Source organism: Bacillota bacterium (assembly GCA_024653485.1).
Lineage (GTDB): Bacteria > Bacillota > SHA-98 > UBA4971 > UBA4971 > UBA6256.
Window position 1 is genome coordinate 1 of sequence record JANLFY010000026.1, and the last position, 14,950, is coordinate 14,950.

At 60.7% G+C, this 14,950-nt stretch carries 12 protein-coding genes and 1 tRNA gene; 1 reads left to right on the forward strand and 12 read right to left on the reverse strand.

The genetic code is table 11. The features are described 5' to 3' along the window. Positions 1 to 241 precede the first annotated feature (241 nt). Positions 242 to 329, forward strand: a tRNA-Leu gene (locus NUW12_12930). Positions 330 to 717: 388 nt separating this feature from the next. Here NUW12_12930 and NUW12_12935 read toward each other — a convergent pair. From NUW12_12935 to NUW12_12990, 12 genes are all read right to left on the reverse strand, one after another. Next, complete coding sequence (locus tag NUW12_12935; protein MCR4403647.1) at positions 718 to 960, reverse strand: MoaD/ThiS family protein; 243 nt, start codon at positions 958 to 960, stop codon at positions 718 to 720. A 161-nt stretch (positions 961 to 1,121) separates the two neighbouring features. Next, positions 1,122 to 2,825: an aldehyde ferredoxin oxidoreductase gene (locus NUW12_12940; protein MCR4403648.1), complete on the reverse strand. Its 1,704-nt coding sequence runs from the start codon at positions 2,823 to 2,825 to the stop codon at positions 1,122 to 1,124. 355 nt (positions 2,826 to 3,180) lie between these two features. Beyond that, complete coding sequence (locus NUW12_12945; protein MCR4403649.1) at positions 3,181 to 4,092, reverse strand: peptidase; 912 nt, start codon at positions 4,090 to 4,092, stop codon at positions 3,181 to 3,183. Positions 4,093 to 4,549: 457 nt separating this feature from the next. Continuing rightward, on the reverse strand, positions 4,550 to 6,118 hold the full coding sequence (locus tag NUW12_12950; protein ID MCR4403650.1) for an acyl CoA:acetate/3-ketoacid CoA transferase: 1,569 nt from the start codon (positions 6,116 to 6,118) through the stop codon (positions 4,550 to 4,552). Between the two features lie 191 nt (positions 6,119 to 6,309). Then, positions 6,310 to 7,317: an alcohol dehydrogenase catalytic domain-containing protein gene (locus tag NUW12_12955; protein MCR4403651.1), complete on the reverse strand. Its 1,008-nt coding sequence runs from the start codon at positions 7,315 to 7,317 to the stop codon at positions 6,310 to 6,312. A gap of 23 nt (positions 7,318 to 7,340) precedes the next feature. Then, positions 7,341 to 8,111, reverse strand: a complete 771-nt coding sequence (gene aroD, locus NUW12_12960; GenBank protein MCR4403652.1) for a type I 3-dehydroquinate dehydratase — start codon at positions 8,109 to 8,111, stop codon at positions 7,341 to 7,343. A 43-nt stretch (positions 8,112 to 8,154) separates the two neighbouring features. Next, a complete protein-coding gene (locus NUW12_12965) occupies positions 8,155 to 9,213 on the reverse strand; it encodes a Gfo/Idh/MocA family oxidoreductase (protein MCR4403653.1) in 1,059 nt (352 codons plus the stop codon). Between the two features lie 107 nt (positions 9,214 to 9,320). Then, positions 9,321 to 10,334 (reverse strand): alcohol dehydrogenase catalytic domain-containing protein, encoded by a 1,014-nt coding sequence (locus NUW12_12970; protein MCR4403654.1) that lies wholly within the window; start codon positions 10,332 to 10,334, stop codon positions 9,321 to 9,323. 62 nt (positions 10,335 to 10,396) lie between these two features. Then, positions 10,397 to 10,837 (reverse strand): tripartite tricarboxylate transporter TctB family protein, encoded by a 441-nt coding sequence (locus NUW12_12975; GenBank protein MCR4403655.1) that lies wholly within the window; start codon positions 10,835 to 10,837, stop codon positions 10,397 to 10,399. A 201-nt stretch (positions 10,838 to 11,038) separates the two neighbouring features. Next, on the reverse strand, positions 11,039 to 12,064 hold the full coding sequence (locus NUW12_12980) for a tripartite tricarboxylate transporter substrate binding protein (protein ID MCR4403656.1): 1,026 nt from the start codon (positions 12,062 to 12,064) through the stop codon (positions 11,039 to 11,041). 246 nt (positions 12,065 to 12,310) lie between these two features. Next, on the reverse strand, positions 12,311 to 13,840 hold the full coding sequence (locus NUW12_12985) for a tripartite tricarboxylate transporter permease (protein ID MCR4403657.1): 1,530 nt from the start codon (positions 13,838 to 13,840) through the stop codon (positions 12,311 to 12,313). A gap of 64 nt (positions 13,841 to 13,904) precedes the next feature. After that, the gene (locus NUW12_12990; protein ID MCR4403658.1) at positions 13,905 to 14,936 is read right to left on the reverse strand and encodes an electron transfer flavoprotein subunit alpha/FixB family protein; all 1,032 of its coding nucleotides are present in this window, start codon (positions 14,934 to 14,936) and stop codon (positions 13,905 to 13,907) included. Positions 14,937 to 14,950: the final 14 nt, after the last annotated feature.

A 14,950-nucleotide genomic window follows, 5' to 3' on the forward strand; every position in this document is an offset into this window, starting at 1 on the left:
CGCCGCCCAGGAAGTGGTGGTAACCCCTAGACGCCACAAACGCTACACGCACCCCGGAACTGCACCGGCCTTGACAGGGGGCACACGCTCTGCTATTATCAGGGTGCGCGGAAGGCGCCGCGAGGTGAGCACGTGTGACAGGGCCTGATAGGCGCAGCGACACCTCGAGAGGCGAGTGCCGCGAACCAAAGAGAGCGGAGCCGCACAGGCCTATCTCCCGCACGGCTCCAACAACGAGAGTGCCGAAGTGGCGGAAATGGCAGACGCGCTAGATTCAGGGTCTAGTGGCCATTACGGCCGTCCGGGTTCAAATCCCGGCTTCGGCACCAATTCTATGTACCGGCCTGCTAGGCCGCTTGCGAGATCCCGCCGTAGCTAACGCGATGGCTGACGAGTCGGCATTTCCCAGAGACAGGCTAGACGGCCTGCTATACGAGCGAGGAAGTGCGCCATGGTCACCGCAGACTCCGCAGACTCCACCGCCCGGTCACTCGAGGGACGTTCGAATTTAGCTGCGCGCCTCCACGCTCTCCTCGCGTGTACGGCGCCTGTACAACGCGTGTCCGGCGCGGAGGCTCAGAGCGATTCTCTTCTCACGAGGCGTTCCGCGTCGCAAGTGAGTCGCAAGTCAGGTGTGCGCGGGACTTGCAGGAATCGTTCGCAGATGCCGGTCAGAGTCGGACCGACAGGACGTCGACTCCCAGTCGCCCTGCCGTCCTAGCCTCCTGACAACGGGGGAAAGACGTCGATCTCCATCCCGTCGTGCAAGGCGCAGTCATGTTCGAGCAATCGGCCCCGCGCGACGACCATGCCCGCGTCGTCTTCGCGTAGGCCGACCGCGTGAAGGAGGTCCGACACTCTGCTCCCCGGCTCGAGTGTGACCGGGAACCTGTCACGTTTACCCGTGATATCTCTCAACACAGTGTGCAAGGTCAGGTTCACCGTGATGGTCTCGCTCATACGAGGCGTGCCTCCTCAAGCTCACGCTCACGCTTACGCTCGACAGCGCGCTCCCCCGGTGCGACACAGGCAACCCCGCAACCACCACAAGAGGTTCAAAGACCACGGCACCGTCACGACCATTCCATCCTCACCTACGCGGCCGACGCTAGACGCCGACGCTAGAAATCGAGCACGCTGTCAAGGTCCGCGTGGTCCACGTCAAAGACGGTCTCGTGCGGAGGTAGAGGCTCGTCCTCAAACCACTCCGGCAGCCTGTCGTGCGCTCTGGTAAAGCCCGCCCGCCGGTTGAACTCTTTCTCTACCCTCAGGACCTCCTTCGACATCTCCTCGATGTCCTCTGCCGTAAGCCTCCAGCCGTACCTCGCGTTCAGCATAGCCGGGACCATCTCCCGGTCGGCCAGGAGCGGCGGTCTCGCGAAAATGCACATGCCCATCGTGTCGAGCATTGCCGCGTCTACCTGAAGGCGTCTCGATAGCTCCTTCTGGCCGTCGGGACGGAGCTGGTTGACCTTGTCTCTCGAACCGAACGCGTTGCCTGCGGTGTGGTCGGCACCCATAGGAGATGTCGCGTAGAGCACGCCGTTGCCTTTCAGCGACCTCGGGTCGTATCCTGGCACTGCCTGGCCCTTGGCGTGAGGCACCCTGCGGACGCCCAACACGCGCCCCGTCACGAGCGCACCCTGCCCGAGGACCCTGCCTAAGATCGTTCCTTCACCGATCTCGCGGAGGAGTCTTGCCGCTCCTTCAGAATCTCCGAACGGCACGATGCCCGCTTCCATGGCAACGGCGAGAGTCGCGCCCATCTCGATGGCGTCAAGCCCGTAGTCATTGCACAGACTGTTTAGCACGGCTACGTCGTCCAAGTTGCCGATGCAACAATTGGATCCGAGTAGCGCGATGTTCTCGTATTGAAGAGTGGACACCAATTCCCTGCCCGACGCATCCACGTACACGTTGGAGCACATGATCGGGCATCCGACCATGCAGCCTATCCCTGTCCGGCCTCCTCTCGCCACCGTCGTGTCGTGCAGGGTCTCGCCGCTGAGCTTCGTCGCGTGCTCGAACTCTCCGCAACTGAAATTGCGCGTCGGAAGCGCGCCGATTGCGTTCACCGCGTTGACTATCCCGGCCGTCCCATACAGCTTGTAGTTCTTGCCAAGCTTCGGGTTGTCCATGAGCTGCTTCGCGAAGTCCCTCGAGAGCGCGAGGAAAGCGTCCCGGTCAGCGTACTTGACTCCCTCCGCGTCGCGGTCGTCCACCACGATGGCCTTGAGTCCCTTGGATCCCATGACGGCGCCAAGCCCGCCCCTTGCCGCGAACTTGCGCCTGCCCTCGGGATCGGAGACCGCGACACAGGCAGCGGCCATGCGCATCTCGCCCGCCTGGCCTATGGCCACGACGCCCGCATCATTGCCGTGTTCCGCGCGGAGGCGCTGGACGGTGTCGAAAGTGCCCAAACCCTCAAGACCTCCGGCGTCCGTGAGCTCGCATCCACGCTTTGTGATCTTGAGCAGATACAGCCTCCCGCCTGCAGGCTGACCTTCAATCACGATGGCCTTGATGCCCAACCGGGCAAGCTTGTGGCCGGCGGTTCCGCCTGCGTTGGCTTCCTTGATGCCCCCGGTGAGCGGGCTTTTCGCGCCGATGGACACTCTGCCCGAGCTTGAGGCGGCCGTCCCGCCCAGAAGGCCGGGAGCAATGACGAGCTTGTTTCGCGGCCCGAGAGGGTCGGCAGTCGGCTTGACTTCGTCCAAGACGATCCTGGACGTCAGCGCCCTGCCGCCAAGCCTTTCGTAACCTGAAGCGGCCTTCTCGACTGCCACCGTCCCCGCCGACATGTCGACTCGAATCACGATGTCCAAACCCATCACCCCCCTGGTTTTGAGGGACGCTCGACACGTCACGCAAGCCTTCGCAGGCACCTATCCTCCTCCCTCGCGCCTCTTTAAAAGCCTGCCTCTACCCCATTTCCAGCACCTGAGCCGTGCGCAGGCACCGCAGTCCCATGCCGACGCCCCAGCCCCATCCTAACGCCCCATTCCCCCACATTTCCACGCCGACGCCGCATCCCCATGCCGGCACCGCAGGCCTGTGCCTGCGCCTCAGCCCCGTACTCGTACAACTGCTGTGACAGCTCGACGTCTGCACCGCAGCCCTCTCCTGGGCAGCCCTCTCCCGGCATGACGGCTATGACAGCTGTGTGCCCGCGCCGAACGTCTATACTGGCACGGCCATGTCTGGAGCAGCCCTCTTTGATTGCACAGCCTCCGGGTAGTACTTGTTCACGGTCTCGACCACGATGACGGCCTGGTGAGCCATCCGCCGCCCGTCTTCCGCGCTGGTCAACTGACCGTGGCCGGATACGACCGAGTTCCCGCACTTGAGGTGGATGGGCGCGGCGATCCTCACCATCTCGGGTGCCTCGTACGTTCTGATGAAACCGCCGGATCCCGGAGGGTTGTCAGTGTGGCAGTCAATGGGCAGTCTTGTCGCTTGCCTGAGTGCAGCTATCATTGGTAGCTGCAAGTCCCGAACAGGGTTTATCGAGTCCGCACCGAGCATTTCAAGCACTTTGAACGACGCGGGGTTGCAGTGCCCGCAGTGAGCAGACACCTTCAGGTGCACGTCCGAAGGCAGCTCTCCGTCCTTCTTCATCTGGGCCAGCACCCAGAGGAGTCCCTCGTCGTATACGAGGATCCCTCTTCCGCCCAAGTCGACGACTCTCTTGACGTCCTCCACCGCCCTCACGACTTGCTCCATGCCCCTCAGCCTGTAGCTAATGCGCACGCCCTGTGGCGAGAGCACGGTGGCTCCCGTGTCATACGTAGCGCGAGGGCCTACAGACAAGTTGAGTTCCACGCCCCAGTCTTTGGCTATAGCAATGTACTCCTTGAGTTCCTGTGTGGTATGCCTGAATATGCCGTACGTTTCATCCACCCTGTTGATCACGACGCCGTACTTGTTCGCTTCCTCGAGCAATGCCTTCATGGCAGCGGCTGTATTAATGGTCGGGACTTCTATTCTGAAGCTGGCTCCGTCTGGAAAGCGCAGGGTAGACGTAGGAAGGTCCCACGCGTCCTGTGCTGGCAACCCGATTTTCCTCATGTAGTCTCTGGTGCGGTCAAACATCGGCTCAACCTCCTTCGGTCTTTCCCCCACCCGTTCGGATTGGCCCTTCCCCAGCGGGTCTCTGCGCCTCCGACACACCATACGGCGCCATATGGTCATCGGAGGGGCGCTACCTCTGAAAGGTGGCCCGCCGGGGTCTCCCTGTCACCCGCTCTGTCCGACTCCTTCGCCTGCAACACCCGTGCCAGCCCTGCCACTCGCGAGCCAGCCGCATCCGCACGCATCCATGGGCATCGCAAAGCTCAAGATCACAGCAGGCCGTTACGTTCCCGAGCGCCCGAGCCGACACTCGGGCCTGCGCGACAAGGCAGGAAAGAGGGGCGATGCTCCGGGAAACACCGATTCCACAATGAAACCTCAAGGATGCCTGGGTTTCATCCTGCACTCCTCGCAGGTTTCCAAGGGTAAACACCCCATCGTTGGGGCTTCCAGCGCGACCGAGGTCATGGAGTGCCGCTCAGCTCGCCCGCGCTAGGTCGTTCTTCAGGCCCATTGGGGATTGCCGGTACAGGCGCATGTCCATGGTCTTGAGATCATCTGCCACTATAGGTCGGAAGCCCATCTGAGCAAGGACATCCTGCTCGATGTCGATGCCGGGGGCTATCTCCACGAGAGTCAGCCCCTCAGGCCGAAGCTGGAACACAGCCCGCTCTGTCACATAGAGCACAGTTTGGCCGCGTTCTCGGGCGTACTCCCCGCTAAACGTGATCTGGTCCACGTTCTGGACGAACTTCCTTGTCCGTCCTTCCCGGAGTATTCGGGGTCCCGCATCTGAGACCATCACCTCCATGCCACCCGCGGTGAATGTCCCGCAGAACACGACTTTCTTCGAGCACTGCGAGATGTCGATGAAGCCACCGGTCCCTATGATGCGACCACCGAGCTTGCTCACGTTGACATTTCCCGCGCGATCTACTTGGCCAAACCCGAGAAATGTGATGTCGAGCCCTCCGCCGTGGTAGAAGTCAAACATGCTGGGTTGGTCTACTATGGCAAGGGGATTCCACGCTATGCCAAAGTTCCTGCCCAGCAATGGAAGTCCCCCGATGGGTCCGAGCTCTATGGTGAGATTGATCAGGTCTGCGATTCCTTCTTCCGCGCTAACGGACCCGACTCCGTCCGGCATGCCGAACCCCAGGTTTATGACCGCGCCTGGGCGGATCTCCATTGCAGCTCGGCGCGCTATCACCTTGCGCTCACTCATCTTCATAGGAGGAGTGGTCTCCAGAGGTCGACGGGTTTCACCGCACAAGCTCGGATCGAAGCAGATGTCGTTCGTCTGGCGTTGGTTTTCGTCCACGACAACCGCATCCACCAGGATTCCCGGGACCTTCACCATCATGGGGTGCATCAGCGTTCCCGTCTCCGTGATCCGCTTGACCTGGACGAGCACCTTCCCGCCGCAATTCTTCGCCGCCTGAGCCGCCGCCAGCGCATCCAAGCACACGCCTTCGTGCTCGAAGGTGATATTCCCCTGTTCATCCGAGGTAGTTCCACGGATGAGCGTCGCGTGCACCGGAAACGCCTTGTACAAGAGATACTCATCGCCCTCTATCGTGACGACCTTCACAAGGTCTTCACTCGCAGCCTTGTTGAGTTTTCCTCCTTCCACCCTCGGATCCGCGAAGGTCCTCATTCCGACCTTGGTAACGACCCCAGGGCCTCCGGACGCGATCTGTCTCAGCAGATGAGACAGAACCCCTTGAGGGAGATTGTACGCCTCGAACTGGTCGGCACAAGCCATCTTCCAAAGGTTCACGCTCCAATACCAGTGCCCTCCAATGACCCGACGCACGAATCCTGGAAGGGCGAACCGATCTGCGCCGCCGCCTTGTCTGTCTCCCAGGCCTACGATATGAACCAGTGCGAGATCGCGTGGGTGCCCTGTCTGCGCATATCTCTTCTGAAGAGCTTCCAGCAGCAACGACGGTTCCATGACGCCCCAACCAGAGCCGACCACGACGACGGTGTCTCGGTCTTGTATGAGCCTGACAGCCTCGCTAGCTGGCAGCACCTTGCCTGCCATGACTTTCCGTCACCTTCCTCGGTCGCCTTTGGGAAAGCTCTTGTTGCCTTCGCGGATTCCTCAAGTAGTCCCGCGGAGTGCTTCGGCAAGGGAATCCAGTGGCGCTCGGGTCTCCCACTCCACATTTCAGCTCCTGCTGGCGCGTGCCTTCGTCAGCCGAACTGGGAATTGAGATAGGCAGGTCCCAGGCTTCACATCTCGATGAGGACCTTGCACCCTTCACCACGCTCCAGTATGGAGAACGCTTCTGTCAGCCGGTCGAAAGGCAGTCTGTGGGACACGATCGCGTCCACGTCTACAATCTTGCGTTCCACGAGCGTCAAAGCTGTACCGAATTCATCATGGGTGTATATGTATGAACCCAACACGTCCACCTCGTTCGACACGATCCTGGAGGGGACGACTTCCGCAGCCGTCTGAGCAAGGCCGACCAGAATCACCCTCCCTCCTGGCGCAACGAGCTGAAGCGCCGCTTCCACTGTCGAAGGCACGCCAGCGGTCTCTATCACCACACTGGCGCCCCTCTGCCTAGTGGCCTCCTCCAGGGCCGCTAGAAGGTCCTGTCGACTCCCGCTGATCGCGGCGTCAGCTCCGAGTCTCCTTGCCAGTTCGAGTTTCCACGCCATGACATCGGCCACCACGGTAAACGCCCCGGAGGCCTTGGCAACCTGAAGCGTCAGCAAGCCGACAGGGCCGGCGCCGAGGATCGCGACCGTGTCTCCTGGTGCGACCCTTGCCCTCTTGACAGCTCTCACTGCCACCGCAAGGGGCTCCGCGATCGCTGCCTGTTCATAGGACAGCCCTTGCGGGATGTGCCAAGCGTAACCTTCAGGAACGGCAACATAGTCCGCGAAGCATCCGTCTATGTTCACAGAGAGCCCGAGACGCTCTTGACAGAGGTTCTCCCTTCCGGCCCTGCACATGTCGCACTCGCCGCATCCGAAGTTGGGTTGGACGGTTGCTCTATCTCCAGGCTTGAACTTTGTGACGGACCTCCCCACGCAAGCCACGTTACCAGAGAACTCGTGCCCAAGCACGAGCGGGCCCGGGATCTGCCTGTGCCCCATGTAACGATGAAAGTCCGAGCCGCATAGCCCCACCGTGTGAACCCTTATAAGCACATCCCTGTCTCCGAGCACTGGTTCTGGCCTGTTCTCGAGCCTCAGATCTCGAGGCCCGTACAGCACCTGACATCTCATTGCGACAACACCTCACCATTCGCCTACGTTAGGCTGTTCAGGAGGTACCGTATCTCGCGCACGTCGATCTGGCCAGGAGCAGACGCTCGACCCAGAGACGCAAAGGTCAAGTCACACCCGTACAGGGGTCCGACGACCCGGGAGTACTTCCCCATCTCACCCATGCTCATGGATATCACTGGTAACCCGGTCATTTCTTTAGCTTCCCACGTAGCGTCCAAAGCCACCAGGACGTCTCGAGGATGCCTGGGAGTCACCGCGAACTTGACTATGTTACCCCCGGCTTTCACTTCCTCCTTGACAATTCCCAGGATCTCTCGTTTCGAAGGAGTGGTTCTGAAGTTGTGATATGAGAGGATCACTGACACTCCACGTCTTGAGGCAACCTCCAGCACTCGGCTTCGGAAGCGCGGCTCGGTGGCGAGTTCTATGTCCACGACTGCGACCCCGCCGCACTCCATTGCAGCTAACTGAATCTCTACGCGCTCTTCCTCAGGAACCTGCCGGGCGCCCCCTTCGGCCCAGAGCCGGTTCGTAAAGATGATCGGCAGCGACGAAGACTTGGCGACCGCGGCCAGCATGTCGCGTACGTTCTCGGAGTTGAGACCGTCGACATGGTCAGCCCTCATTTCGATCATGTCGGCGCCAGACGATGCAGCGTCGCTCGCGATCTTCACCGCTTCTTCGGCAGTTCTAGCAACCACGGGCACGCAGACCACCGGCTCAAACCCACCGATCACGACGTCGCCCGCCTTTACAGGGAACCGCGCGAGAGGACGGCCATGCGCCCTCATTCGATACATCACCACCCGTCATCAGGGAAGCCGCTTCGCCGCGTCACACCGCAACAGGCATCCCGGTCTTCGCGCTTTCTTTGATTGCCAAGATAATCTCCAGCGTCCTACGAGCGTCGTGTCCGGGGGTTACTATCTCGGCGTCCTCCCCCGTGATCAACCTGCAGAAGTGAGCAAGCTCCTCCGTCATGGGATCGACGTAGGGAACCTCAATCCGTTCGACACGAGTCGGCGTCATCCAGTGGCCCTCCTCAGGACCTGGATAGAACACCCTTAGCATCCTTGGGAACGCTATCGCGCCCTTCGTTCCGAAGAACAGGTAGCAATCCTCGTTGCTGGGCCAGAAGATCGGATTCTCCTGCGCGGCGCATTCGTAAGCCCACAGCGAAGGCGCCGCATCGGTTGCAAATATGGTGGCCAGCGCCCCGTTCCTGAGAGTGAGAGAGATGGCTACCGTATCCTCGGCAGTGAACTCGGGATCCACCCCGCGGATCTTGTTGGCGACGTACGCGAACACGTTTGAGATCTCCCCGCATGTGAACCTCAGATCATCTACATCGTGTACCACGTTGATGAGGAGGGGCCCGCCGCCTTGCTCCGCCTTGGCATGCCACCGTTTCTTTCCCGTGTAATAGTCGTCAGGCTTCCTCATGGCCCAGGTGACGCTTACGCCTATGAGTTCGCCGATCTCTCCCCTTGAGATGATGTCACGCACCGCTCGTAGTTTGGCTGAGAACCTTCTGTGGTGTCCGACCAACATCTTCACCCCGGCGCGACTCACAGCCTCGATTAGCTCGTCCGCTTCCTCCAGCGTCGGAGTGATGGGTTTTTCCATCAAGACGTGGAGCCCGCGGCGGGCACATTCCAGTCCGGCGTCGAGGTGGACGTCGTTGGGAAGCGCGACGATGACACCATCGAGCCTTTCGTTGTCGAGCAACGCACGGTAGTCCGTGTAGAACCTGGCACCAAGCCTCTTCGCCGCCTGTTCCTTCTCAGGATTCTTATCGCAGACCGCAATCAACTCGCCGTAAGGCGTCTTAGTCAAATCCGTCGCGTGTTTCATGCCATGACCCAGGCCGAAAACCGCTAGGCGTGGTCTCATCGAGTGCAAGCCTCCTTGTCTGCCTCCTGCTTCTGCACGCCTGCCAGCCTTCCATCTTGGACGGATACCTCGCTCCTTGGCTGCCAGGCAGGTTTCGTGGGACACACCTAGAGAATCAGGATTGGCTTCACCGCCGTCTTCTTCTCGATGTTTTCAAACGCTCGATGAACGTCGTCGAAACCATACTGCTCCGCCTCGAAGGGTGACACATCTACCTTCCGTTGCTGCAATAGGTCCGCCGCGGTGGGGAAGTCAAGTACGCACGTGACGCATCCCACGACGGTCACCTCGTTCCGGGCGAGAGCCATGACGTTGATGCTGGCTGGTTCGCTAGGCAGCCCCACTATGGCGATCCTGCCTCCGGGCGCAACGGAATCCAGCGCCAACTGAAAACCATGAGGAGAGCCGGTGGCGTCGATCACGACGTCGGCCCCCGCGCCGTCCGTGAGTGCCTTAGTGGCGTCCGGAGTAGGTGTGCGGGTGAAGTCAATCACATGGTCCGCCCCGAATCTAGTGGCGAGATCCAGCCTGTTCTTGAACTGGTCCGCGATGACGACCTTAGCTCCCTGCAGCTTAACGACCTGAAGCACCAAGAGCCCCATCGGCCCCGCTCCCAGCACCAGCACGACATCACCCAACCTGGGCTGCGCGCGTTGAACGGCGTGGTAAGCTATGGTCGTGGGCTCGACGAGAGCTCCCCGCTCATAGGGCATGTCTTCGGGAAGGGGCCACACGTACTCTGCCGGGGCGACCACGTATTCGGAGAAGCACCCGTCGATATTCAAACTCATCGTTCTCTTCGCGCGACATATGTTGTACTTTCCCGTCCTGCAGAGTCTGCACTTCCCGCAGCTGTAGTTGGGTTCCACCGTCACCTTTTCTCCGACCTTGCGAGTGGTCACCGCCTCGCCGACCTCGACGATGTCCCCGGCCATCTCATGGCCCAGAATCTTCGGGAGAGGGACCACCCTGTGACCCTTCAAGATGTGGAAGTCTGTCCCGCAAATCGCGACGGCGCGCACACGAATCAGTACATCGCTAGCCGATACGGTGGGCTTGGGGACTTCATCTATGCGCAGGTCGTCAGGCTTATGAACCACAATGGCTCTCACGAAAGCCACCTCCAGCTGTCTCCGTCACCTGTCTCGGCCGCCCGGTCGCCCGTTCCATGTAACAGGTCTTCCTACGGCAGAACCAACCTGAAGAACGTTGTGAAAGCATACTGCACGATGAAAGCCGAAAGGATCGATATCACCGCGAGGGTGAGCGGCTTGCCTCCTCTTAAGAAAAGCATGAGGACAAATAGGAACGCTGCACTGGCCAAGAAGAAGTGGATGTACGGCAGCAACAGAATGTATGCTGCGAAAACCCCACCGATCACGAGGAAGCGGTACACGACTTTCCGGTCGATGACCAGTCCGGGCCTTTGTTCTCTGGCCTTGAAGCTCTGGGCTATCAGCACAAGGCTGAAGAAGGCGAGACACCCTCCAACGAAGGTGGGGAACAGTCCGGGGCTGGTCTGCCACGCCCCCATGAGCGGCAGCTTCCTGGCTTCGACGATCATGAACACGCTGAACACGAGCAACACGACCCCGCTGACGAAATCCCTCTTGTCCGCTTTCACAAGCCCAACCTCCTCCGAACTCGACCCGTTGCCTGGACGACTCCAGCGGGACCAGCGGCACAGTCGTCAGGCGCTGCCCATGTCCGTATCCCATGTCGCCCTCTCGAAACGGGATGGGGGCTAGGCCGGGTGGGCGGGGAGCCAGGTTGCGTCCCGCTCCCCGCCCGCCGGATGCTACCAGGCTCTTGCTGCGAGCGTGCGCTACGGCTTCGGAATGCCGAACTTCTCAGGGGAAGCCGTGGCCGCTCCGGCCTCGTACAGTAGCCAGCTCGTCACGGATGCCCACTCATTGATGAACTTGGTGGCCGCCTCTCCCTCGAGGTTCAACGGAACCGAGTACGTCTTCGCTACGAACTCTTTCCACTTGGGATCGTTCACGGCCTGTCTTACCGCACCACGGAGCTTGTCGATGATCTCGGGTGGAGTACCTTTCTTCACCACGATCGCGTAGAAGGTGCCCCAAGGCAGAACCTGTCGAAGCTCGGGCACCTCTTGCCCGAGGGCGGGCACATCCGGAGTGAAAGAAGTGCGCTCGTTCGTGAAGGTCGCGAGTATTCTCAGGTTGCCCGCGCGAACATGGTCTATCACTTCAGGCAGGCTCTGGAACGTGACGCTCACGTGTCTGCCGAGGGCCGCGGTCACTGCGGGACCACCGCCCGCGAACGGCACCATCGTGAGCTGTACACCCGCGTACTTCTGTAGCATAAGAGATGCTATGTGTGCGCTTGCTCCAGGACCGGAAGACGCGCCGGTGATCACGCCTGGATGGGCCTTGGCGTCGTCCAGTAGCTCCTTGACGGTCTTCCATGGGGCGTCCCTGTGGACCGTTATCGTCGGCACGCCCCGCGTGAGGATCATTATGGGTTCAAACTGCTCGAAGCTAAGATCGGCAAGCCCCATGACCTGCATGACGCCGGCAGGCGTCTCGGCCGAGAAGAGGATCGTGTAACCGTCAGCCTTCTTCTTGTTCACGTAGTCGGTGCCGATGGCACCGGAAGCCCCGGGCATGTTCGTCATGACAAGAGGCTGTCCTAGACTTCTCTCGAGAAGGGGCTGGATCGCCCGAGCGGTTGTGTCGGTCATCCCACCAGGAGACCACGGGATGATGACCTCGATGGGCCTCTCCGGGTAACTCGCGGCATATGCTCCGCCGACCAGGCTCATCGCCGCAAGACAGACCGCGGTCAACGTCAGCGCGAGGAACTTCCTTCCTCCCCCAGTTTTCATTCTTCAGACCTCCTTTGCGAGCGATGTCTTTAGGCTTCATAGCTCCTGACTCTTCTCATGTCCTTGCCGGTGATGCCATCGACGCTGTGCTCTCAGCGCTCTGTTCCATCCCCCCTTCCCTGGCTCGGGTATAGGATCTAAGTATGGCTTGGCCATCTCCAGCCGAGTAACTTGCGCCGCGCCTCGTCTTTCGCTATCATGACCGCCGGCCCCGGGTCCGCGTCGGGCATTACTTGGACTGTGTGTTCATTCAAGGCCACTCTTCACACTGGCTGTGCTCGAGTGAATACGCCTCATGCACCGACTGAAGAGATGTCTCACCGTGCTGCTTTGCGCCGCAACCTGCAGTACGAGCACGACGAAGATCAGGACGGCAATTGGCCGTGTGAGGAAGGTGCCCAGGACATCCCCTCTGCTCATTATGATGCTGCGCCTGAGCTCGCTGTCAGCCATGCCGCCAAGCACAATGCCTATGACGACAGGACCCACGGGAAACTCGAGACTGCGCATGACGTAGCCGAGCACTCCGCAAGCCACCATTATGAGGATGTCGAACATCGAGTTCTGCAAAGCGAACGAACCGACCACACACAGCATCATCACGATGGGCATGAGTATCTCTTTCCGGATTGAGAGGATCAGCGGTGCGTACCTGGCTATGATGAGACCGATCAGCAGGAAGGCGACGTTCGCCACCAATGAGAGCGCCACGATCAGCCAGAACATATCCGCGCTGTACTGCATGAGCAGCGGTCCGGGACGCATGCCGTGGACCATGAACGCACCGATCATGACGGCCGTGACCGCATCCCCTGGGATGCCGAGGGTCAGCATGGGAATCAGGGCACCGCCTATACAGGCGTTGTTCGCGACCTCGGGAGCGACGACGCCCTCGATTGCACCTTCGCCGAATGGACGCGAGGGCTTTCGGACAGTTCGCTTCGCGGAGTCGTACGACATGAGCGCGGCTATCTCCCCGCCGATTCCCGGAAGCGCACCGACCCAGGTCCCGATCAGAGCGGATCGGATGCACAAGCCCCACATCTTGAGAACATCTCGTATCCCAAGGGCGGCCCGCCCAAAGCTGGTGATCGGCTTCACTCCGGCACTGCCCGTGCGGAGCTGGGCAAACACTTCCGACATCCCGAACAAACCGATGAGCGCGGGAATGAAGTTTATGCCTCCCATGAGCCGCACGCTTCCGAACGTGAACCGACCTATGCCGTACACGGGGTCCATTCCTATCGCTGAGATGAATAGCCCGATGAACCCCGCAATCATCCCCTTGAGGAAAGATCCCCTGGAGACGCTCCCAATTATCGTCAACCCAAGCAAGATCAGCATTAGGTACTCGAAAGGCCCGAACCCAAGCGCGAATCTCGCCAGCGCCGGCGCACACGTCGCCAGCGCGAGAGTCCCCAGCAGCCCACCAATGAATGAGGCGAGCCGCGCAAGACCAAGTGCGTAACCCGCCTCACCTCGTTGCGCGATGGGGTAACCGTCGAATCCGGTGGCCACCGCCGCTGGAGCTCCGGGTATGTTCAGAAGAACGGCCGAAATGGATCCTCCGTAGACCCCGCCGCAAAACACTCCCATGATCATTGCCAGGGCGTCAGTCATGCTCCAGCCAAACGTGATCGATACCAGCAAGGCTGTCGCCATGGTCACTGTGAGCCCGGGCAGCGCTCCTATGATCATCCCGCTCGTCGCGCCGACCGCAACGAGAAGAAGGATCTTCGGTGTAAGCACGGTCTGCAGGGCGTGCAGGAACATCATACGCTGTGACTCCCTCCTCCGAACTCTGTGTTCACCGACGCGGCCTCACCATTCGGTCGGCACCTCAAAGAACTCCACAAGCGGGATCGGACTCCCGTTCCACCCGCCGCGCCTTCTGACGGGTCTCGCCATCCTTGCCCAAAGCCTTCCTGAGACGTGCTGTGAGCCTCGGCAAAACCTGAAAGAGGTCTCCCACTATGCCGTACGTCGCAACCTGGAATATGGGAGCCTCCGGGTCCTTGTTGATGGCTACCACGATCTCGGAGCCTGACATCCCGGCCAGGTGCTGAATGGCGCCGGAAATGCCGCACGCGATGTACAGCCTTGGAGCCACCGTCTTGCCGGTTTGCCCCACTTGGTGGCTCGGATGGATCCACCCGGCGTCAACGGCTGCCCTGGAGGCACCCACGCACCCTCCCAAGACATCGGCGAGTTCGCGGATGATCGAGAAGTTCTCAGGCCTGCCCAGGCCTCGACCGCCCGATACGATGATGTTGGCTTCCTCCAAGTTCACGGCTTGAGCGGCCTCCACCAGCACATCGAGAACCTGCTTGCCGGTGCTCTTGCTGCTCAGAATCGGCTTCTCTTCGACGATCTCTCCCAGACGAGACGCATCCGGAGGAAGTCGCCTCATGACCCTTGGGCGCACCGTGGCCATCTGGGGCCGGTGGTCGGGGCACAGGATCGTAGCCATAATGTTTCCTCCAAACGCTGGGCGCGTCTGTCTCAGCAGACCAGTCTCGGCATCGATATCAAGGCCTGTGCAGTCCGCGGTAAGGCCTGTGCCGACCCTGCCGGCAACCTGAGGAGCGAGGTCGCGGCCCAGGGTGGTCGCCCCGAACAAGAAGATGGCCGGCTTGTGCTTTGCGATGAGGCTCGTGAGAACCTCGGCGTATGGTTCGGTCCGGTAATGCCGCAATTCTGGGTCCTGCGCCAGGATGACACGGTCGGCTCCGTGTGCTATCAAGGTTTGACAAAGGCCTTCCACTCCGTAGCCCAGGAGCACGGACGTCACGGAAGCCCTGAGGTCTTCAGCGAGGTCCCGCGCCTTTCCGAGCGGACCGACCCCCTGGTTTTGGACATTAGGCTCTAACAGATGGTAGTTTCATG

Bases quoted from the DNA above. Each gene is read 5' to 3' on its own strand.
- NUW12_12985 (MCR4403657.1), bottom strand. From the start codon at position 13,840: ATGATGTTCCTGCACGCCCTGCAGACCGTGCTTACACCGAAGATCCTT.
- NUW12_12935 (MCR4403647.1), bottom strand. From the start codon at position 960: ATGAGCGAGACCATCACGGTGAACCTGACCTTGCACACTGTGTTGAGA.
- aroD (MCR4403652.1), bottom strand. From the start codon at position 8,111: ATGAGGGCGCATGGCCGTCCTCTCGCGCGGTTCCCTGTAAAGGCGGGC.
- NUW12_12955 (MCR4403651.1), bottom strand. From the start codon at position 7,317: ATGAGATGTCAGGTGCTGTACGGGCCTCGAGATCTGAGGCTCGAGAAC.
- NUW12_12980 (MCR4403656.1), bottom strand. From the start codon at position 12,064: ATGAAAACTGGGGGAGGAAGGAAGTTCCTCGCGCTGACGTTGACCGCG.
- NUW12_12950 (MCR4403650.1), bottom strand. From the start codon at position 6,118: ATGGCAGGCAAGGTGCTGCCAGCTAGCGAGGCTGTCAGGCTCATACAA.
- NUW12_12965 (MCR4403653.1), bottom strand. From the start codon at position 9,213: ATGAGACCACGCCTAGCGGTTTTCGGCCTGGGTCATGGCATGAAACAC.
- NUW12_12945 (MCR4403649.1), bottom strand. From the start codon at position 4,092: ATGTTTGACCGCACCAGAGACTACATGAGGAAAATCGGGTTGCCAGCA.